Raw genomic sequence first — 19,900 nt, forward strand, 5'->3', positions numbered from 1 at the left:
CACCTCCGCACCAGCCGAACCGTGCACCCCCGCTCCGGCCGAGCCGGTGCGCCCCTGGACCGGCCCGGCCGCCGCACCTCCTCCCCGGCGGCCGGGCCCCGCCATGCCCCGACCACCACGCTGTGGTGCTTTGTTCGGCTGCGCGCCAACTGCGCGCCACTCCGTGCTCACCATCGCCCGAAAGGGTCCTTCCGAGGCCAAGTTGGCTATACAACTTGGCGGCCATCTCACCTGCCGAAGGACCCGTTCCATGTCTGACGCCATCGCGTCGCGCTCCCTGTACTGGCTGCGCGACAACTGCCCGTGCGCCGAGTGCCGCGACCCGCGCAACGGCCAGAAGCTCTTCCAGATCACCGATCTCCCAGCGGAGTTGGGCATCTCCGCGGAGATCGAGCAGGACGGCCGGCGGGAGGTGCTCTGGTCCGACGGCCACCGCTCGCGCTACCCGCTCGACTGGTTCGCCGCGCCCGACCGGATCACGCCCGAGCAGCCCGCCACCGGCGACCGCCGCAGCGAGGCGGGCAAGCGGCTCTGGCGGGCCGCCGACTTCGCCGCCGGGATCCCCGAGGCACGCTGGAGCGACTACCTGGCCGACCCCGCCGAGCGGGCCGCGGTGCTGCGCGCCGTGCAGCGGCTCGGCTTCGCGGTGCTGCGCGAAGTACCCACCGTGGAGCGGCAGGTGCTTGAGGTCGCGGCGAGCTTCGGCTACGTCCGGCAGACCAACTACGGCGAGATCTTCGACGTCCGGGTCGAGCCCGACCCCAACAACCTCGCCTTCACCAGCGTGGCGATCAGCCCGCACACCGACAACCCCTACCGCGACCCGGTGCCCACCCTGCAACTGCTGCACTGCCTGGAGAACGCCGCGGCCGGCGGTGACTCGGGCCTGGTCGACGGCTTCCAGGCCGCCGCACTGCTGCGCGCCGAGGCCCCGGCCGACTTCGAGGTGCTGACCCGCACCCTGGTGCCGTTCGTCTTCCGCGACCGCGACACCGAGCTGCGCGCGGACCGGCCGCTGATCGGGACCGACCCGCTGGGGCGGATCCGCGAGGTGCGGTTCAACAACCGCTCGATCGGCCGACTCCAGCTGCCCGACGCCGAGTTGGACGCCTTCTACACCGCCTACCGGAAGTTCGCCGCGATCACCCTGCGCCCCGAGCTGCAGCTGGACTTCCGGCTCGACCCAGGCGACTGCCTGATCTTCGACAACGTCCGTCTGCTGCACGCCCGTACGGCCTTCGAACAGGACGGTCGGCGCCACCTGCAGGGCTGCTACGCCGACCTGGACGGCCTCGCCTCCACCCTCGCCGTACTGGACCGGCGCGCCGCCGCGCTGGACCGGATCCAGGAGCTGTTCGAGGGCGCGGGCGCGGCCGAGTACCTGGGCGAGGCGGTCACCCAGGCCGAGCACATGCTCCAGGCCGCCGCCCTGGCCCAGCGCGAGGGCGCCCCGGACCACCTGGTGGCGGCGGCCCTGCTGCACGATGTCGGCCACTTCTTCGACAAGGACAGCCAGGGCGTGATGACGGGCCGTCAGCTGATGGAGGGCCAGGACAACCGCCACAGCCACACCGGCGCCGACTGGCTGGCCCAGTGGTTCGCCCCCGGGGTCACCGAGCCGGTGCGGCTGCACGTGTCCGCCAAGCGCTACCTGTGCGCGGTCGAGCCCGCCTACCGGGCGGGGCTCTCCGCGGCCTCCGAGTACACCCTGCAGGTGCAGGGCGGCCCGATGACCCCGGAGCAGGCCGCCGCCTTCGCCGAACTGCCGGGCGCAGCAGAGGCGGTGGCGGTGCGGCGGTGGGACGACGCGGCCAAGGTGGCCGACGCGGACACCCCCGGCTTCGAGCACTTCCGGCCGCTGCTCGCCAGGCTGCTGGACTGAGCACCGACCGGTCGGGCCGTCAGTCGCCCGCCCGCGCGTGCCGCGAGAGCGCCGAGGTGACCATCGAGTTGTGCACGCTGAAGGCGACCGTGCCCGGCAGGTAGCGGTCCTGCGACCACTCCACCGGGCACCCGGTGGGGTCGGTCGTGCGGCGGCGCTCGCGCAGCAGCGGGGCGCCGCGCCGGCAGCCGAGCAGCTTGGCGTCCTCGGCGTTGGCGGCCACCACGTCGATGGTGTGGTCGGCGTCGGTGAACAGGATGCCGTGCTCCCGCAGGTGCTCGGTGTGCGAGACCACGTCCGGCGGCAGCTGGGCCACCAGCACTCCGACGTGCGGCGGGTAGACGGTGCGCTCGACCATCACCGCGCTGCCCGACAGGGTGCGCAGCCGCAGCGTCACGTAGACCTCGGCGCCCGGCGCGAGGCGCAGCTGCTCGCGCTCGGCGGCGTCGGCCGGGCGGCGCACCAGCGACTCCAGCCGGCCGCCGGGCTCCTCGCCCATCGCGCGGGCCCAGTGGGTGAAGCTCAGCAGCTCGGAGAAGCTCTGCACCCGGGCGTTGCCGAGCACCACCCGCCGGGTGCCGCGCCGCGAGGTCACCAGGCCGTCGGCGCGCAGCACCGCCAGCGCCTGGCGCACCGTGCCGCGCGAGACGCCGTACCGCTCGGCCAGCGCGCCTTCGGCGGGCAGCCGGCCCGCCTCGCCGTAGGCGCCGGTGGTGATCGCCTCCCGCAGGTCGGCCGCGACCTGGCGGTACAGGGCGCCGCCGGCGGCACCACCGTCCGGCGTCTCCTGCACCTCCTGCCCGTCGAGCTGCATAGCGCTCCCGGTCACCGTGCCTCCCACCACCAGATCCCCCCTCGACTTCGGTCTCCTTGCGACTTCAGTGTCCCGCGCGCCCGGCCCTCAGGCCTCAGGGTCTCGTGCAGCTCAGGACGTTCCGACCATATCCGCTTCGCGCGGGCCCCCGGCGCGGCGGATGGGCGGATATCGGCCGACCGGCCTTGACCGTTCCCACAGCCGACCCCTGTTCTGGGGCGCCCGTTCACCTTCTGGTCACCAAGCTCCGGCGTACTGTCCGGTGTCGGACGAAGTTGGCTGACCAACTTGATCCCGGCTCCCTTTCCTCGCAGTCGCAGCCCCGCATCCTGCCCCTTGCGACCCCTGCGCACCTCGATCCAGGAGATCCTCCCGTGACCGTGCACCGTGCCCGTGCCGCCGCCTTCGCGGCGGTGCTGACCGCCGCCGCGCTCTCCCTCACCGCCTGCGGTTCCGCCAGCAGCTCCTCGACCGCGAGCAGCGGCGGCAAGGACGCGAAGACCGCCACCTCGGCCGCCGACTTCGGCGGCATGGACGCGCTGGTCGCCGCCGCCAAGAAGGAGGGGAACCTGCACGTCATCACCCTCCCGCGGGACTGGGCCAACTACGGCACCCTGATGGACGGCTTCACCAAGAAGTACGGCATCAAGATCGAGGACGAGAACCCGGACGGCTCCAGCCAGGACGAGATCAACGCGATCACCTCCCGCAAGGGCCAGAACCGCGCGCCCGACGTGGTCGACCTGGGCAGCGCCTTCGCGATCTCCGGCACCCAGCAGGGCCTGTTCGCGCCGTACAAGGTCGCGGGCTTCGACCAGATCCCGGCCTCCATGAAGGACGCCAACGGCAACACCTACAACGACTACGGCGGCTACATCTCGATCGGCTGCGACGCCAAGAAGGTCAACCCCTGCCCGCAGACCTTCGCGGACCTGCTGAACCCGGCCTACAAGGGCATGGTCGCCCTCAACGGCAACCCGACCAAGGCCAACGCCGCGCTCAGCGCCGTCTGGGCGGCCTCGCTGGCCAACGGCGGTTCGCTGGACAACATCCAGCCCGGCATCGACTTCTTCGGCAAGCTGAAGCAGATCGGCAACTTCAACCCGGTCGAGGCCACCTCCGCCACCGTGCAGAACGGCGAGACCCCGATCACCATCGACTGGTCGTACCTGAACACCGGCTACACCAGCCAGTACGCCAGCAAGGGCATCGACTGGAAGGTCTCGATCCCCTCGGACGGCAGCTTCGCCCAGTACTACAACCAGGCGATCAACAAGGACGCGCCGCACCCGGCCGCCGCCCGCCTGTGGGAGGAGTACCTCTACAGCGCCGAGGGCCAGAACGGCTTCCTGGGCGGCTACGCCACCCCGGCCCTGTTCGACTCGATGAAGACCGCCGGCACCCTGGACGCGACCGCCGTCGCCAAGCTGCCGAACATCGCCAAGCCGTTCACCACCTTCCCGTCCCAGTCGCAGCAGGACGCCGCCAAGACGGCCATCACGTCCAACTGGGCCAAGGCCATCGGGGGCTGACCCACACCATGACTACGGCTCCCACCCCGGTGCCGGCCCCCGCCGCCGTTGACAGCAACGGCGGCGCGGGGACCCCCGGTACCGCTCCCGCTTCCGAGGCCGCCCCCACGGCCGACCGCCCCAAGGGCGGCAAGCGCCGCTCGGGCAACCGTGCCTGGCTCGGCGCGCTGCCCCTGATGGTCTTCTTCGCCATCGGGTTCGGCCTGCCCGCCGTCGCGATCGCCATCGGCGCGTTCACCACCTCCTCCGACGCCCCGGGCGGCGGCGGTACCTTCACCCTCTCCAACCTCACCGCCTCGCTCCAGGGCGCCTACTTCACCGCGCTGCTCGGCAGTGTCAAGCTCTCCGCGCTGACCGCCCTGATCGGCACCGTGATCGGCCTGCCGCTGGCCCAGGCGGTGGCCACCTCCCGGTTCCGCATCGTGCGCGAGGCGGTGCTGTCCGGCTCCGGCGTGCTGGCCAACTTCGGCGGCGTGCCGCTGGCGTTCATGTTCGTGGCCACCCTCGGCAACGCGGGCGAGGTCACCACCGGCCTGGGTCTGAAGAAGTACGGCTGGAGCCTGTACACCTTCGACGGTCTCGCGATCGTCTACCTGTACTTCCTGATCCCGCTGATGATCCTCACCATCACCCCGGCCCTGGAGGGCCTGCGGGTGCAGTGGCGCGAGGCCGCCGCCAACAACGGCGCGACCACCTTCCAGTACTGGCGGTACGTGGCGCTGCCGGTGCTGCTGCCCTCGCTGCTGGGCGGCTACGTGCTGCTCTTCGGCGCCTCGTTCGCCGCGTACGCCACCGCCGAGGCCATGGTCGGCAGCTCGATCCCGCTGATCTCGATGCAGATCGGCGACGCGCTCTCCGGCAACGTGCTGGTCGGCCAGGGCAACCTGGCCCTCGCGCTCGGCCTCGACATGATCGTGGTGGCCGGCCTGGTGATGGCCGTCTACCTGCCCCTCCAGCGCCGGAGTGCCAAGTGGCTCAGCTGAAGATTCCCGCTCCCCTGAGCCGCCTGCGCGTCGGCCGCGGTCTGGTGCTGCTGATCTGCGGCGTCTACTTCGCGGTGCCGATGGCCGCCTCGCTGTTCTTCAGCATCGACGACTACCACGGCGGCTTCACCTTCCACGCCTACACCGAGTTGCTCTCCGCGCCCGGCTTCCTGGACAGCCTCTACCTGAGCCTGGAGCTGGCCGGCGCCACCGTCGTGGTGCTGCTGCTGGTGCTGGTGCCCGCGCTGCTCGCCGCCCGGCTCGGTGCGCCCAGACTGCGCCCGGTGGTGGAGGTGATGTGCTCGCTGCCGCTGGTCGTCCCGGTGGTCGCGCTCACCACCGGCATCGTCGGGGTGCTGCGCTGGGGCCCGGACTACTTCGCGAACTCGCCGTTCTTCCAGACCTTCGTGGCGATCCAGAACCCGGACTTCCCGGTGGTCCTGCTGATCGCCTACGTGCTGATGGCGCTGCCCTTCGCCTACCGGGCGCTGGACGGCGGACTGCGCGGCGTGGACGTCGTGACGCTGGTGGAGGCGGCCCGCAACTGCGGCGCCAGCTACCCGCGCGCGGTCCTCTCGGTGGTCCTGCCCAACCTGCGCAGCGCGCTGCTGAGCGCCTCGGTGCTCACCGTGGCCCTGGTGCTCGGCGAGTTCACCACCGCCTCCATCCTCGGCTTCCAGCCCTTCTCGGTGTGGATCAACACCTACGGCAAGACCGACGGCCAGATGTCCGTCGCGGTCTCGATGATCAGCCTGATGGTCGTCTGGATCGTGCTGCTGCTGATGTCCGCGCTCGGCAGCGGCCGCCGCAAGTCCGCGCGTTCCTGATCCCCCACGCACTTCTCCAGGAGTTCTTCCCATGACCACGGCCACCGCCATCGCCGGCGTCCCCCTCGCACCAGGTAGTGCCACCGTCGAATTCCGCTCGCTGCGGCGGGCGTTCGGCTCGACCGTCGCACTGGACGGGCTCGACCTGACCGTCCACCCGGGCGAGCTGCTCGCCCTGCTGGGCCCCTCCGGCTGCGGCAAGACCACCGCGCTGCGGATCCTGGCGGGCTTCGAGACCCACGACTCGGGCGAGGTGCTGGTCGACGGCACGGACGTCACCCGGATCCCGGCGCACAAGCGCGACGCGGGCATGGTGTTCCAGTCCTACAGCCTCTTCCCGCACCTGACCGCCGTGGACAACGTCTCGTTCGGGCTCAAGATGCGGGGCGTGGGCAAGGAGGAGCGCCGCAAGCGGGCGCTGGAGCTGCTGGAGCTGGTCGGCCTGCCGCAGCGCGCCGGGCACTACCCGCACCAGATGTCCGGCGGCCAGCAGCAGCGCATCGCGCTGGCCCGGGCGCTGGCCCTGCAGCCGCGGGTGCTGCTGCTGGACGAGCCGCTCTCGGCGCTGGACGCCAAGGTCCGGCTCAACCTGCGCGAGGAGATCCGCCGGCTGCAGCAGGAGCTCGGCATCACCACCCTGTTCGTGACCCACGACCAGGAGGAGGCACTGTCGATGGCCGACCGGGTCGCGGTGCTGCGCGCCGGGCGCCTGGAGCAGTGCGACACCCCCAGCCAGCTCTACGCCCGCCCCACCACCGCCTTCGTCGCCCAGTTCGTCGGCACCATGAGCCGCATCCCCGCCGCCCGCTCCGGCGACGGCGTCGAGGTGCTCGGCCGCCGCCACGCGGTGGACGGCGCGGTGCCCGCCGCCGGCGAGCTGGACGTCCTGGTCCGGCCCGAGAACGTCGGCCTGACCCCGGACGGGACGGGCAACGCGGTGGTCGTCGGCGCCAGCTTCCTGGGCGCGGTCACCCGGCTGACCGTCCGGCTCACCGACGGCACCGAGGTCAAGTCGGACCTGCCCACCGAGGAGGCCGCCGCGCTTCCGATCGGCGGCGGCGCCACCGTGAGCCTGCCCGAGCGCCCCGTCCTGGTGGACGTCCGCGCCGGCGCCGGGCAGTGATCGCCGCGATGACCACTGCGCTGCAGCCCCAGGCCGGACTGCCCCAAGCCGTCCTGTTCGACATGGACGGCACCCTGGTCGACACCGAGCACCTCTGGTGGTCGGCCACCGCCGAGATCGCCGCCGAACTGGGCCACCGGCTCGGCGATTCGGACCAGTCCGAGGTGCTCGGCCACGCCGTCGAGCACACCGCGGCCCACCTGGACCGGGTGGTGGCCCACTCCCCGGGCGCGACCGTGCTGGCCGCCCGGCTCAACGAGGCGTTCATCACCAGGGTCGCCGCCCAGGTGGTGCCGCGCCCCGGGGCGCTGGCCCTGCTGAGCCGGCTGCGCGAGGCCGCGGTGCCCACCGCGCTGGTCTCCGCCTCGCCCCGGCAGGTGGTCGACCTGGTCCTCACCCACCTGGGGGCCGACTGGTTCGCCGTCACGCTGGCCGCCGAGGACACCCCGCGCACCAAGCCGGACCCCGCGCCCTACCTGGCCGCCGCCGCCCACCTGGGCCTGGACCCGGCGGCCTGCGTGGCGGTCGAGGACACCCCGACCGGCGTCGCCTCCGCGCACGCGGCGGGCTGCGCGGTGCTGGCGGTGCCCTCCTCCGCGGTCACGATGCCGTCCGGCCCCGGGATCACCCTGCTGGGCAGCCTCACCGAGGCGGACCTGCCGTTGCTGGCCGGGCTGACCGGTCCGCGAGAATAGCGCTCATGCCCTATCTGCTCCTCACCTTCGCCATCCTGAGCGAGGTCTGCGCCACCAGCTGCCTGAAACTCACCGACGGCTTCAGCAGGCTGTGGCCCAGCGTGGGCGTGGGGATCGGCTATGTGCTCTCCTTCGTGCTGCTGGGCCGGGCACTGAAGCACATACCGGTCTCGGTCGCCTACGCCGTCTGGTCCGGCGCCGGGACGGCGGCGGTGGCCGCGATCGGCGTGGCCGCCTTCGGCGAGCAACTGGGCAAACCGCAGCTGGCGGGGATCGCGCTCATCATCCTGGGCGTGGTGCTGCTCAACCTGCGCGCCTCGCACTGACGCACCTCCGCACACCCTTCGAGCCCTGGGACCCCGTCCCGGGGCTCGAGCCTTTCCCCGGCCGCGAGCCTTTCCCCGGCCGCGAGCGGCGAGTTCGACGGATTCCCGACTGTCCGTCATACGGCGTTCATGCACCGTCCGTCACGGATCGCCTGAATGTGGGCAGTGTTCTGCGGCCCGAGTTGTTCAGCCAACTCGGGCCGTGTCGAAGCCCCTGACCGACAGGATTCCCGTGGCCACAGGCAGCTCCCTCGCGCTCAGCAGCCCGCCCAGCCCCACCGAGGGTGACAAGCTCACCTTCCACTGGAGCACCGACGTGCCCGACGCCACCAACTGGGTCGGGATCTACGACGGCACCCGCCAGCCGGGCAACGGCTCCTCCCTCGTCTGGAAGTACACCCCCGGCACCTCGGGCGACCTCACGCTCGACACCTCCGCGCTGACCGGCGGCCCGTACACGGCCTACCTGCTGGCCAAGGACGGCTACGCGGTCCTCGCGCAGAGCGCGCCGTTCAGCTTCGCGCCCAAGCCCGCCGTCGTCCCGCCGCACAGCGCGGTGGACGCGCTGACCGCGACGCCGGCGGCGCCGGGCGCCCCGGTGCGCATCGCGCTGGGCGGGCTGTGGGCGCGGCCGGCCGGGAACCCGGCGGGGAGCGCGACGTTCCGGCGGGCCGGCGGCGACTCCTGGCTCTCGGTCGCCGCGGACGGCACGGTCACCGGCACCGCGCCGGGCACGGCGCTCGCGCGCCCCGCGGTCGTCACGGTCGGGGTGCGCGACAGCGCGGGGGCGCAGGACACCGTCACCGTGCAGCTGCCGGTCGTCGAGCCGAAGGGCAAGCAGACTCTCAAGGTGGCCAGTTGGAACCTCTGGGACGCCGGCACGCACAGCACCGACGGCTTCGAGAAGCAGTTGCGGGTGATCCTCACCCAGGGCTGGGACGTGGTGGGCCTGCAGGAGACCGCCGGTGCGGGCGCGCAGCGACTGGCCGACGCGCTCGGCTGGTACGCCTACCAGAGCGCGGGCAGCGTCGGCGTGCTGAGCCGCTACCCGCTGGCCGACGTCACCCCGGCGACCGCCGCGCTGCCCGCCGCCGGGGTCACCGTGCAGCTGCCGAACGGCACCGGCATCCGGCTGTGGACGGTGCACCTGGACGAGAACTCCTACGGCCCGTACGCGATCCAGGACGGCCGCACGCCGGCCGAGGTGATCGCCGCCGAGACCGCCTCGGTGCGCTACCAGCAGGCCCAGGCGCTGGTGGCCGCGATCAAGGCGGAGAACAAGGGCCCGGTGATCCTGGCCGGCGAGCTCTCCTCGCCCTCGCACCTGGACTGGACCGCGGCCACCCGCGGCACCGCGCTCGCCTGGCCGGTCAGCGAGGCGTTCCAGGCCGCCGGGCTGACCGACAGCTTCCGCGAGGACCACCCGGACCCGGCCAGGACCCCCGGCACCACCTGGTCGCCCACCCGCAAGGCACGCGGCGGCAGGCCCGAGCCGCAGGACCGGATCGACTACGTCCTCTACGCCGACACCGGGCGGATCGAGCTGCGCGAGGCGCACGTGATCGCCACCGGCTGGCCCGCCGCGGACCCGGACACCGCCGCCAACGGCTGGCCTTCGGACACCGCCGCCGCCGTCGCGACCTTCGCGCTCTGAAAGGGCCACACCTGATGACCGAGTTGAACCGCCGTACCGTCATGGGCGCCGCCGCCGCGACGGCCGCCGCCGCCGTGGTCGGACTCCCCGGCACCGCGCAGGCCAAGGAGACCGACGGCAAGGGCGCCAGTGGCAGGGGCAGCCACGCCGGTGACGTCACCGACGTCAAGCACGTGGTCGTCCTGATGCAGGAGAACCGCAGCTTCGACCACTACTTCGGCTCGCTGAACGGCGTGCGCGGCTTCGCCGACAAGCAGGCGCTGACCTTCCCGAACGGCGACCCGGTCTTCCGGCAGCCGGACCCGGGCCGCAGCGACGGCGGCGTGATGCTGCCGTACCGGATGGACACCACCCGGTACAACGCGCAGAACGCCGCCGGCCTCGCGCACGACTGGGCCACCGGCCACCAGGCGATCAACAACGGCGCGATGAACAAGTGGGTGGCCGCCAAGGGCGAGCGCACCATGGGCTACTTCACCCGCGAGGACATCCCCTACCAGTACGCGCTGGCCGACGCGTTCACCCTCTGCGACGCGTACTTCTGCTCGCTGGCCGGCCCCACCGACCCGAACCGCCTCTACCTGTGGACCGGCACCTCGGGCCCGGGGCGGGACGGCACCACCGGCCCGTGGATCGACAACACCCCGGTCACCCAGAACCCGGTGGCCGACTGGACCACCTACGCCGAGCGGCTCGAAGCGGCCGGCATCAGCTGGCGGGTCTACCACAACCCGAGCGAGGACGACCGCACCGGCGACTACGACGACAACGCGCTGAGCTACTTCAAGCAGTTCCACAACTTCCCCACCACCGACCCGCGTTACATCAACGCGATGACGAAGTTCGACCCCACCGACTTCGACCGGCACTGCAAGGACGGCTCGCTGCCCACCGTCTCCTGGCTGGTCGCGCCCTACCTGTTCTGCGAACACCCCAACGCCAGCCCGGACTACGGCGCCCACTGGGTGAACACCGCACTGCAGTCGCTGATGTCCAACCCGGAGGTCTGGCAGCACACCGTCTTCCTGGTCATGTACGACGAGAACGACGGCTACTTCGACCACCACGTCCCGCCCGCCCCCGAGCCCGGCACCCCCGAGGAGTTCACCCAGGGACGGGCGATCGGGCTCGGCAACCGGGTGCCGCTCTGGGTCGCCTCGCCCTGGTCGCGCGGCGGCTGGGTCAACTCCCAGGTCTTCGACCACACCTCGGTGCTGCGGTTCCTCGAGCAGGTCACCGGGGTGCAGGAGCCGAACATCTCGCAGTGGCGGCGCACCGTCTGCGGCGACCTGACCAGCTGCTTCGACTTCACCAAGCCGGACTTCTCGATCCCGCAACTGCCCGACACCACCGCACTGATGGCCAAGGCGGACGCGAACGCCTCGCTCCCGCCGGTCGCGCTGCCCAAGAGCGGAACCCAGTCGATGCCGCCCCAGGAGCGCGGCGACCGCCCGCACCGCACCCTGCCGTACCGCCCGTGGGCCGACATCGACGTGGACCGGGCCAGTGGCAGGGTCACCTGCACGATGACCAACTTCGGCACGGTCGGCTACTCCTTCATGGTCTACCCGAACATCCAACTGCCTTTCGCCGCGACCCCGTTCACCGTGGAGCCGGGCGCGAGCAAGACCTACGTCTGGGACGCCTCGACCACCGACGGCCGCTACGACTTCACGGTGCACGGCGCCGACGGCTTCGTCACCCGGTTCGCCGGCACGGTGACCCGCCTGGAGCAGGAGGACGTGGCGGTGCCGATCGTCTCGGCGGACCTGCGCGACCCGAAGTCGATCCGCTTCGAGCTGGCCAACGACGGCGCGGGGCAGGTGAGCTTCACCGCCACCGGCAACGACTTCGCGGGCACGCCGCAGACCGTCTGGGTCGGCGCCGGGCGCACCACCCGGATCGACTGGCCGCTCGACCCGCAGGGCCGCTACGACGTCACGGTCACGGCCGGCACCGGCACCCGCTTCGCCCAGCGCTACGCGGGCTGGGCGCACCCGCAGCGCTGACCGGAGCCGAATGGCCGTGCTGCGGTCTGTCGGACCGCAGCACGGCAGCCCGTATTCTCGTCGACCACACACGGCCGCAAATACTCCCGGGCCGACCCGACCTGGAATCCGCCGTTCCTCTCGAATCAGGTTCGGACCCCGAAGATTCGATCAATGTGCGATCCACTCGGCGAAAGATCCCGGGCGTTCCGGCAACCGGAATTCCGCCTTTCCGCGGGCCCGCGCCGGGCGCGACCCGCTACCCCGCGGTCTCCGCCAGATGGCTGCGGCCCGAACGCACGCCCCAGAAGAAGGCCGCCAGGCCGCAGCCGCCGACCGCGAGCGAGTCGTAGGGCTTGGGCACCAGGTTGCTGCCGCCGAAGCCGCCGACCGCGGAGAACGCCAGCAGCGCGAGCAGCCAGGCGATCAGCCAGGCGCCCTTGCGCAGTTCGCGCAGCAGCTGGGCGGCCGGCTCCCCGCGCCGGGTGACCCAGAACAGCGGCAGCCCCAGCAGGGTCAGCGGCACGGTCACCCGCAGCCGGTGCCAGGCCGACCAGTAGACGAACAGGGTGGCCACCACGAAGGCGAGCGGCGCCACCCAGCGCAGTGCGGGCGAGCGCCCGGCCGCCCGCGCCGGGTCGCCCACGCGCAGCGTGCGGGCGGCGACGGCGGAGGTCGCGTACACCATCAGCAGCAGGTCCCCGAGGGTGCTGACGATGTCCTGCCAGCCGCCGAGCGGCACCAGGAACATCGCGGTGATCGCCGTGTTGAGCACCAGCGCCCGCCGGGGGATGCCGGAGCCGGCATGCACCCGCCGGAACCAGCGCGGCAGCGTGCCGTTCTTCGCCAGTGCGTAGGTGCGCCGGGCGGTGGCCGCCAGCCCCACCAGCGCGGAGCCGCCGGGCGACAGCACGGCGTCCGCGTACATCACCATGGAGAGCCAGTGCAGGTTGAGCAGCAGGGCCAGCTCCGCAAAGGGCGAGTCGAACGCCACCCCCTGCCAGCCGCCCGCCAGGTCGCGCTCCGGCACGGCGACCAGGAAGGCCAGCTGCAGCCCCAGGTACAGCACCACCGCCAGGGCCAGGCCGGTGAGCACCGAGCGCGGCACGTCCCGGCGCGGGTCGCGGACCTCGCCGGAGAACTCCACCGGCGACTGGAAGCCGTTGAAGGCGTAGACGATGCCGCCCACCGAGAGCGCGGTCAGCCCGGCCGACCAGCCGTAGGGGGCGAAGCCGCCGTGCCCGTGCCCGCTCAGCCGCCCCGGCTCGAAGCGCGCGCTGACCAGCAGCAGCACCACCGTGAGCACCGGGACCACCAGCTTGACCGCGGTCACCAGCAGGTTGACCCGGGCGAACAGCCGCACGCCGAAGGCGTTGAGCACGCCGAGCAGCACGGTGATGGCCAGCGCCAGCAGCACCCCGCTCCAGGTCAGCCGCGAGCCGTCGTACAGCTGGGGCCGCCAGTGCGCGAGGTACTGCACGATCGCCGCGACCTCGGCGGCGTTGGCCCCCACCGCCAGCAGCACGGCCCAGCCGAGCATGGCGGCCACCAGCGGTCCGTTGGCGTACAGCGGCCAGCGCACCGTGCCGCCGGCCTCGGGGCGCGAGGCGCCCAGGTCCACCATCACCAGGGCGACCAGCGCGGCCAGCGCGCCGCCGGCCAGCCAGCAGAGCAGGGAGAGCGGCCCGGCGATCCGCGCCGCGTACATCGCGGCGAACAGCCAGCCGGAGCCGATGATGTCCCCGAGCCCGATCCCCGCCAGCCGCCAGTACCCCAGCTGGCGATGGAGCCTGCGCTCCTGGCCGTGCGCCGCACCCCCTTCCTGCGTTCCGCACCGGGCCGTATCGGCGGACGGCGGCGAATCCCGCGGGACGGGCTGCGAAGAGGAGGACATCCCCCATCTCTACCGCGACGATGAAATGACCATGCGTATAGAGAGCACTCTGTCACTGGGACGCAGTAGTCGGTCCACCGGCGCCAGGAAACGTCCTCATCTGGGTACCGTAAATATGGCAACTGTAGCTGAAAAGAGTGACCGGGCACTCACCCCCCGGGAGTCTCCCTAATCTGCCGATATGGGAACACTCAACTCCTTTCGCAGCTTTCCCATGTCGGTACGCCTGCTCCTGGTCAACCAGTTCGGTGTTGATCTGGGCTTCTACGTACTGATCCCCTATCTCGCAACCCACCTCGACCGGGATCTCGGAATGTCGGCGGCCTTGATCGGATTGATCCTCGGGGTGCGCAACCTCTGCTCGCAGTGCCTGTTCGTCCTGGGCGGCAGCGCCACCGACCGGCTCGGCGCACACCTGGTCATCCCGGCCGGCTGCCTGCTGCGCACGGTCGGATTCGGGCTCTTCGCCTGCGGCGACGGCATCCACCTGGTGCTCGCCGCCTCCGCCCTCACCGGGCTCTCGGCCGCACTCTTCTATCCGTCCGTCCGCGCCTATCTGACGGTGGAATCCGGCGATCGCGCGGCCGAGGCATTCGGGCTGCTGAACATTGTCTCCACCGCGGGCAGCCTGGCGGGTCTGGCCCTGGGCAGCATGCTGATCCTGCTCGACTTCCGCCTGTGCGCACTGGCCGCCACGGTGATGTTCGCCGTATTGACCGTCGCGCAGATCTTCGCATTGCCCCGCCAGCAGACCGTCAGCGCCCGTCCGGGCGTGCTGGAGGAATTGCGCGAGGCTCTCGGCAATCGCGGCTTTCTCGCCTTCTCGGCCACCATGGTGGGAATGGCCACGATGGAGAACCAGATGTTCCTGCTGATGCCGGACGGCGCCCGGGCGGCCTCCGGCTGGGACGGCGCGGGTGCCATCCCGCCGACCCTGGGCACCCTCGCCAACCTCGCCCTCCAACTGCGGATCACCCGCCGCGTGCGGGCGGGCGGCGACATCGGGCGGTGGGTCGGTCCCGGCCTGGCGCTGATGGGCCTGGGGTTCCTGCCGCCCGCCCTGGTGGCCGGGCTGCACCACCCGCCCGGTCTCGCCGCGATCGCGGTGCGCCTGGTGCCGGTCTGCGCGGGCGCCTGCGTGCTGTACTTCGGCGTCATGGTGGCGCAGCCGGCGGTGATGGAGCTGATCCCCAAGTTCGGCCGCACCGACCTGACCGGCACCTACTTCGGGCTCTTCTACCTCTTCTCCGGCTTCGCCTCGGCCGGCGGCAACTTCCTGGTCGGCTGGACCATGGACCTGGCCCGGCACACCGGCCGGGCCTGGCTGCCCTGGGCCTGCTGCACGGCCTTCGGCCTGTTCTCCGCGGCCGGCGCGGCCTGGCTGCACCACCTGCGGGCGCTCCCGGCTGATCGCCACGCCGCACTCGCGGCCTGAGCCTTCCAGAGCCTGTCCGGTGGATCCTGCCCGGCGTCCCGCGCCCGGCAGGATCCACCGGACAGGCCCGGACGCACCGTCAGCCCGCTGCCCGGTGCTGCGCCCAGCGCAGCGCCTCGCGCACCCGCTGGGTGTCCGGGTCCCGCGGCCCGAGCGCCTGCTCGGCGTCCTGCAGGATCGCCGTGAACAGCTGGACGGCCTGGGCTGCGCGGCCCGGCCGGTCGGCCTCGGCCACCTGGACCGCGAACCGGCTGCGCGCCAGCAGTCCTTCGCGGCTGCGCGCGGTGCCGTGGGCGGCGTTGCGGGTCAGCGCCAGGTCGGCGCTGGTGTGGGTGATCCGGTGGCACGGGTTGGGCGCCAGGATCCGGCGCCGGTTCGGCATGTCGTCCGGCACCCGGCCCAGCGCCACCTCGATCCGGCGGTGGATCAGCGGCAGGTCCAGGTGGGGCGGCCCGTCCGGCACGCCGTCCCGCAGCAGCTCGACCAGGTGGGCGGCGAAGCTGGTGGTGCGCGCGGCGGGCGGGGCCAGCGCCTTGCGCGTACGGTCGGCGGCGGTGAGCAGGTTGACGTCACCGGCGGCGGGCAGGTCCAGCGCCCGCCCGGCGAAGCAGCAGTCCAGCCAGGCCAGCCGGTGGCGCGCGCGGCTCTCCGGGCCCGCCAGCAGCTCCAGCACGGCCGCGGCGGGCAGCGCCGTGCTCGGCGCCCGCTGCTCCTCGGTGCCCGGCAGCGCGAAGTGCAGCCGCCCGCCCGCGTCCAGCACGCCGTGGCCCGCGTAGTAGAAGAGCAGCAGGTCCTCGCTGCCCGCGGCGACGGCCGCGAGCGGGCCGAGCACCTCGCCCGGGCTCTGCGGGTCGCTGATCCTGATCACCCGGTCCCAGTCGAGCGGCCCGTGGGCCCCGGCCAGCGCGTCCGCCAACTCGTCGACGGCGGCGTGGGCCTGGGGCAGCGGGTCCAGCCCCTCGGCGTGGAAAGTGCCGACCGAGACCAGCACCGCCGAGGAGCGCGCGGGATCGGGCAGCAGCGGCGGCCAGTCCACCGCCCCGCTCACTCGTCCTCGGGATCGAGGAACCCCTCGACCCGGTCGAGCACCGCCTGGACGTCCGCGAGGCCGTCCGCGCTGATCTTCAGCTCGGTGCCGTCGGGCCGGTGCAGGGTGATCTTCACCTGGCCCTTGCCGCGGCGCAGCCGGGAGGCGAGCCAGAGCGTGAACGGCTGCAGCACCAGCGGCCCGAGTTCGGTGGCGTACTGCACGGCGTCGGCCACCCCGCCCTGCTCCCCCGGCCCGGGCGGGACCAGCCGGTTGGTCACCCGGCCGCGCAACGCGCCGTCCTGGCTGAGGAATTCGCGCAGGTCGCGGGCGTCGGTGTCGACCTCGTCGGGGTCGCCGTCGAAGCTGATCAGAAACTCGGTCATCGGGAGGGCTCCTGGTGGTCGAAGAAGGCTCGGAACCGCGGCTCGGAACCGCGGCTCGGAACCGCGGCTCGGGACGGCGGCTCGGGACGGCGGCTCGGCTGCGGCTCAGAACTGCGGACGGGCGGGCGCGGGGCCCGGCGGCCGAGGCGGCGCGGCGGGCGCCGACCCGTTCGCCACCGGGCCGGCGCCGGTGGCGACGAAGCGGTCGTCGAAGAGCGGGCGGTGGCTGAGCACCTGGTACGGCAGCCGCAGCGCCCCGGCCGCCTCGCCGAGGTCGCCGAACGCGCTCAGCGTCTGCTCCACCCAGCCGTAGTGGCCCGGGGGCAGCCCCTGCGCATAGGTGTGCGGCAGCGGTTCCAGGTTGACCGCGGCGAGGTTGGCCAGCGCCGCCGCCCGCTCCGCCCCGAGCACCGGCAGCACCGCGGCCGGAGCCGCCGGGCCGCCCAGCAGCCCGGCCAGCAGGTGCGCCAACTCGGCTGTCGAGCCCGCCCGTTGCTGCTCGGCGCCGACCAGGGTGAGCCGCATCCGGTAGCCCGGGTGCACCGCGCGCTGCACCGCCTGCGCCAGGCACCCGGCGGCCTCGTGCGCCGCCGGGTCGCCCGGCCGGCTCAGCTGCCAGGTCGAGGCCGTCCGCGCGGGCGCGGCCAGCCGCTGGTACTCCTGGGCGTAGCGGGCCAGTTCGTCGATCTCGGGCCGGGCCAGCTGCTGCGCCGCCAGCGCAACCGAGAGCACGGTGCGCTCCGGCCGGTCGGCCAGCGCCGCCCAGAACGGCTCCCAACCGACGCCAGCCCCGGCGAGGTTGTGGGCCACCACGGCATGACTGCGGTCGGTGTCGGTCCGGCTCAGCGGCCGGGCCGTCAACCGCTTGCGCAGCTCGACCACCACCGCCGCCCGCCGCTCGCCACCGGCGCTGTCACCGGCGCCGCTACCAGCACTGGCACCGGCGCCGGTGCTGCCACCGAACGGATCGAGTTCGGCCAGCAACTCGCCTTCCTCGGTGATCTCCTGGCCCACCACGTGCGGCGGCAGCTGCGCCAGCCGTCCCCGCAGCGCACCGGCGAGCGCCTGCGCCGCCTCGGGCGTGGCGCCCGCCGCCTGGCCGAGCAGCACGCAGCGCAGCAGGCCGCGCCCCGGCTCGCTGATGTGGCGCAGCTCGAAGCGGACCGCCTCGCCGGGGCGGCACAGCCCGGCCAGCCAGGCGAGTTCGGCCGCCGAGGCCTGTCGCCGGCGCTCCTCCTCGGGCACGTCGGCATAGCCGCGGTGGGCGTGCAGCGAGCGGGCCGGCGCCAGGCGCAGCCCGACCCAGGCCCAGCTGCCGGCCTCCGTGGTGTGCGACAGCACGCCCGGGGTCACCGGCCGCGTCACGGCCGGGCCGGCTCGCCGGTGCTCCAGCCGTCCCCGATGGTCGGCGGCCCCTGCGGCTGCTCCGGTGCGGGCGCGGGCACGACCGGCCCCGGCACGACAGGACCAGGGACGACCGGGCCGGGGACGACCGGGCCGGGCACCGGTGCCGGCGCGGCGGCCGTCGCACGCTCCAGGTACGGCGCCGGCGCAGGCGCCGCGGCGGCGACCGGGCCGGACGTCCGCGGGTGCTCCACCTGCGGCGCGCGGCCACCGCCGAAGCCGAACTGCTCCGGCACCTCTTCGCGTTCGATCGCGGTCACCAGCCCCTCCCGGCAGACCGCGTGCACCGCCTCCCGCATCGCCCGCACGTTCTCGGTGCGCAGCATCGCCCAGGCCAGGTCGGCCTGCCCGAAGACGCTGCCGAGCGAGTCCCCGACGAAGCGCGCGATCAGCCGCCAGCCACGCCGGGTGCGCCACATCTGCCACCCCAGGTACAGGCTGTCGCCGTACCGGAAGACCGAGATGACCGCCTCGCAGTCGCCGTTGCTCAGCGCGAGCCGGCCGTTGGACTGCTGGGCACCGTAACCGGTCTTCAGGCGGCGGTAGTTGACGCCGAGCGGGAAGGACCGCCGGGCCACCACGCCGCAGATCTTGTAGTAGGTCGACTGCACGTCCTGCTCGCTGCGGTTCTCCAGCAGCACCCGCCACTCGCCGATCGGCTCGGTGAGCTTGCCGCAGAAGAGCACCAGCAGGAATATCACCGGCACGTCGAAGACCACGAACAGCGCGAAGCCCCCGATCGAGGAGCCGCTGCTCTCCCCGTACTGGCCCGAATCGGTGCTTCCGGCCAACGACATGATGAGGAAGGGAAGTTGGACGAGCAGCGCGATCCAGGAGATCAGCGCCGCGCGCAGCCAGAGCTGGAGCACCGTCCGCCCGGAGACCCGGTCGTCCAGCGCTGTCTCGACCTGCTCGTGCCTCAGTGTCTTGTCCAGATACGCGGCGTTGCCGTCACCCCCGACCCAGCCGGGTACCGGCAGCGCGTTTCCGAATGGCATGTGTGTCCCCCGATCCAACAGGCCGTCAACTGCGCTGTGCATCGTGGCACATGGCCGCCGATGCTGTCACCTGCGGTGACCGCCCCGACGGACAGGGTGACCAAGGTGTTGCAGAACCCTGGCCACCCCGTTGTCCGACGTTGTCCGACGGAGTTGTCCGACGGAGTTGTCAGGCGGAGTTGTCAGGCGGAGTTGTCCGACGGACCGTCAACGCCCTTCGACGCCCGTCAGCGCCCGTCAGCGCCCGCCAGCAGCGCCGGCAGCTCGGCGATCGAGCCCAGCACGTGCGTCGCGCCGTCCGCCCGCAGCCGCTCGGCCTGGTGCGCGCCGGTCAGCACGCCCGCCACCACGCTCGCCCCCGCCCGGGTGCCGGTGAGCATGTCGTAGCCGGTGTCGCCGACCACCGCGACCTGGCGCACCGAGTCGGTCCCGGTGCGCAGCAGCGCGGTGAGCGCCAGGTCCGGGAACGGGCGGCCGCGGCCCGCGTCGGCCGGGCAGAGCGTCAGGTCGGCGATCTCCTGCCAGCCGAGCGCCGACAGGATCCGGTCCTGGGTGGCCCGGGAGAAGCCGGTGGTGAGCACCACCTTGCGGCCCTGGGCGCGCAGTTCGGCGATCGCCTCGGCCGCGCCCGGCAGTGCGGCGCAGTGCCCGGCGTCGACCAGGTCGTGGTAGGCCTGCTCGAAGGCGGCGTTGGCCCGCTGGGCCTTCTCCTCCTCGCCGAACAGGTGGCGGAAGACCGAGATCTTGGACTCGCCCATGGTGGTGCGGACGTACGCCAGCATCTCCTGGTGCTCGTCGCTGCCGGCCACCACGCCCAGCGCGCCGGCCGCGGCCTGGAAGGCCTGCTCGACCAGGCCGTCGTCGGCCACGGTGGTACCGGCCATGTCGAGCACGACCAGGCGGATGGACTCGGCGGTGTTGTCAGTCGTCAT

At 72.8% G+C, this 19,900-nt stretch carries 17 protein-coding genes; 10 read left to right on the top strand and 7 right to left on the bottom strand.

The genetic code is table 11. The features are described from left to right. Positions 1-250 precede the first annotated feature (250 nt). Positions 251-1,882, top strand: coding sequence for a 2-trimethylaminoethylphosphonate dioxygenase (gene tmpA, locus OG500_RS12345; RefSeq protein WP_329579732.1), 1,632 nt, complete (start codon positions 251-253; stop codon positions 1,880-1,882). 19 nt (positions 1,883-1,901) lie between these two features. Here tmpA and OG500_RS12350 read toward each other — a convergent pair whose 3' ends face one another. Continuing rightward, positions 1,902-2,696, bottom strand: coding sequence for a GntR family transcriptional regulator (locus OG500_RS12350; RefSeq protein WP_327071524.1), 795 nt, complete (start codon positions 2,694-2,696; stop codon positions 1,902-1,904). Positions 2,697-3,070: 374 nt separating this feature from the next. Here OG500_RS12350 and OG500_RS12355 point away from each other — a divergent pair, with 374 nt between their 5' ends. The 8 genes from OG500_RS12355 (at position 3,071) to OG500_RS12390 (ending at position 11,845) form a co-directional block, all read left to right on the top strand. Continuing rightward, positions 3,071-4,228 carry an ABC transporter substrate-binding protein gene (locus OG500_RS12355; protein ID WP_327066616.1) on the top strand — a complete coding sequence of 386 codons (1,158 nt, stop codon included), beginning with the start codon at positions 3,071-3,073 and terminating at the stop codon, positions 4,226-4,228. A gap of 8 nt (positions 4,229-4,236) precedes the next feature. Next, positions 4,237-5,211, top strand: a complete 975-nt coding sequence (locus OG500_RS12360; RefSeq protein ID WP_327066617.1) for an ABC transporter permease — start codon at positions 4,237-4,239, stop codon at positions 5,209-5,211. After that, the gene (locus tag OG500_RS12365; RefSeq protein WP_442789147.1) at positions 5,199-6,038 is read left to right on the top strand and encodes an ABC transporter permease; all 840 of its coding nucleotides are present in this window, start codon (positions 5,199-5,201) and stop codon (positions 6,036-6,038) included. Before OG500_RS12360 ends, OG500_RS12365 begins: the two co-directional genes overlap by 13 nt. Positions 6,039-6,069: 31 nt before the next feature. Next, on the top strand, positions 6,070-7,161 hold the full coding sequence (locus tag OG500_RS12370; protein ID WP_327066618.1) for an ABC transporter ATP-binding protein: 1,092 nt from the start codon (positions 6,070-6,072) through the stop codon (positions 7,159-7,161). A gap of 8 nt (positions 7,162-7,169) precedes the next feature. After that, positions 7,170-7,856, top strand: coding sequence for an HAD family hydrolase (locus OG500_RS12375; RefSeq protein ID WP_327066619.1), 687 nt, complete (start codon positions 7,170-7,172; stop codon positions 7,854-7,856). A gap of 5 nt (positions 7,857-7,861) precedes the next feature. Then, complete coding sequence (locus OG500_RS12380) at positions 7,862-8,182, top strand: DMT family transporter (RefSeq protein ID WP_327066620.1); 321 nt, start codon at positions 7,862-7,864, stop codon at positions 8,180-8,182. 232 nt (positions 8,183-8,414) lie between these two features. Then, entirely contained in the window at positions 8,415-9,836 is a 1,422-nt protein-coding gene (locus OG500_RS12385) for an endonuclease/exonuclease/phosphatase family protein (RefSeq protein WP_329579739.1), read from the top strand. Positions 9,837-9,850: 14 nt separating this feature from the next. Next, a complete protein-coding gene (locus tag OG500_RS12390) occupies positions 9,851-11,845 on the top strand; it encodes a phosphocholine-specific phospholipase C (protein ID WP_329579742.1) in 1,995 nt (664 codons plus the stop codon). A 238-nt stretch (positions 11,846-12,083) separates the two neighbouring features. On the opposite strand, the gene OG500_RS12395 is transcribed toward OG500_RS12390, so the two are convergent. Beyond that, a complete protein-coding gene (locus OG500_RS12395) occupies positions 12,084-13,718 on the bottom strand; it encodes an APC family permease (protein ID WP_327066623.1) in 1,635 nt (544 codons plus the stop codon). Positions 13,719-13,899: 181 nt separating this feature from the next. Between OG500_RS12395 and OG500_RS12400 the strand changes: the two genes are divergently transcribed. Next, complete coding sequence (locus OG500_RS12400) at positions 13,900-15,153, top strand: MFS transporter (protein WP_327066624.1); 1,254 nt, start codon at positions 13,900-13,902, stop codon at positions 15,151-15,153. Positions 15,154-15,232: 79 nt separating this feature from the next. Here OG500_RS12400 and OG500_RS12405 read toward each other — a convergent pair whose 3' ends face one another. From OG500_RS12405 to OG500_RS12425, 5 genes are all read right to left on the bottom strand, one after another. After that, the gene (locus OG500_RS12405; RefSeq protein WP_329579745.1) at positions 15,233-16,201 is read right to left on the bottom strand and encodes a caspase, EACC1-associated type; all 969 of its coding nucleotides are present in this window, start codon (positions 16,199-16,201) and stop codon (positions 15,233-15,235) included. After that, positions 16,198-16,566 carry an effector-associated constant component EACC1 gene (locus OG500_RS12410; protein WP_327066626.1) on the bottom strand — a complete coding sequence of 123 codons (369 nt, stop codon included), beginning with the start codon at positions 16,564-16,566 and terminating at the stop codon, positions 16,198-16,200. Before OG500_RS12410 ends, OG500_RS12405 begins: the two co-directional genes overlap by 4 nt. Before the next feature lie 105 nt (positions 16,567-16,671). Beyond that, positions 16,672-17,907: a hypothetical protein gene (locus tag OG500_RS12415; protein WP_329579749.1), complete on the bottom strand. Its 1,236-nt coding sequence runs from the start codon at positions 17,905-17,907 to the stop codon at positions 16,672-16,674. 20 nt (positions 17,908-17,927) lie between these two features. Then, positions 17,928-18,968 carry a hypothetical protein gene (locus OG500_RS12420; RefSeq protein WP_329579752.1) on the bottom strand — a complete coding sequence of 347 codons (1,041 nt, stop codon included), beginning with the start codon at positions 18,966-18,968 and terminating at the stop codon, positions 17,928-17,930. A 227-nt stretch (positions 18,969-19,195) separates the two neighbouring features. Further along, positions 19,196-19,900, bottom strand: coding sequence for a phosphonatase-like hydrolase (locus tag OG500_RS12425; protein WP_327066629.1), 705 nt, complete (start codon positions 19,898-19,900; stop codon positions 19,196-19,198).

Source organism: Kitasatospora sp. NBC_01250, assembly GCF_036226465.1.
GTDB lineage: Bacteria > Actinomycetota > Actinomycetes > Streptomycetales > Streptomycetaceae > Kitasatospora.

Bases quoted from the DNA above. Each gene is read 5' to 3' on its own strand.
- tmpA (WP_329579732.1), top strand. From the start codon at position 251: ATGTCTGACGCCATCGCGTCGCGCTCCCTGTACTGGCTGCGCGACAAC.
- OG500_RS12350 (WP_327071524.1), bottom strand. From the start codon at position 2,696: ATGCAGCTCGACGGGCAGGAGGTGCAGGAGACGCCGGACGGTGGTGCC.
- OG500_RS12360 (WP_327066617.1), top strand. From the start codon at position 4,237: ATGACTACGGCTCCCACCCCGGTGCCGGCCCCCGCCGCCGTTGACAGC.
- OG500_RS12410 (WP_327066626.1), bottom strand. From the start codon at position 16,566: ATGACCGAGTTTCTGATCAGCTTCGACGGCGACCCCGACGAGGTCGAC.
- OG500_RS12420 (WP_329579752.1), bottom strand. From the start codon at position 18,968: ATGCCATTCGGAAACGCGCTGCCGGTACCCGGCTGGGTCGGGGGTGAC.
- OG500_RS12425 (WP_327066629.1), bottom strand. From the start codon at position 19,900: ATGACGACTGACAACACCGCCGAGTCCATCCGCCTGGTCGTGCTCGAC.
- OG500_RS12375 (WP_327066619.1), top strand. From the start codon at position 7,170: ATGACCACTGCGCTGCAGCCCCAGGCCGGACTGCCCCAAGCCGTCCTG.
- OG500_RS12395 (WP_327066623.1), bottom strand. From the start codon at position 13,718: ATGTCCTCCTCTTCGCAGCCCGTCCCGCGGGATTCGCCGCCGTCCGCC.
- OG500_RS12400 (WP_327066624.1), top strand. From the start codon at position 13,900: ATGGGAACACTCAACTCCTTTCGCAGCTTTCCCATGTCGGTACGCCTG.
- OG500_RS12380 (WP_327066620.1), top strand. From the start codon at position 7,862: ATGCCCTATCTGCTCCTCACCTTCGCCATCCTGAGCGAGGTCTGCGCC.
- OG500_RS12390 (WP_329579742.1), top strand. From the start codon at position 9,851: ATGACCGAGTTGAACCGCCGTACCGTCATGGGCGCCGCCGCCGCGACG.
- OG500_RS12370 (WP_327066618.1), top strand. From the start codon at position 6,070: ATGACCACGGCCACCGCCATCGCCGGCGTCCCCCTCGCACCAGGTAGT.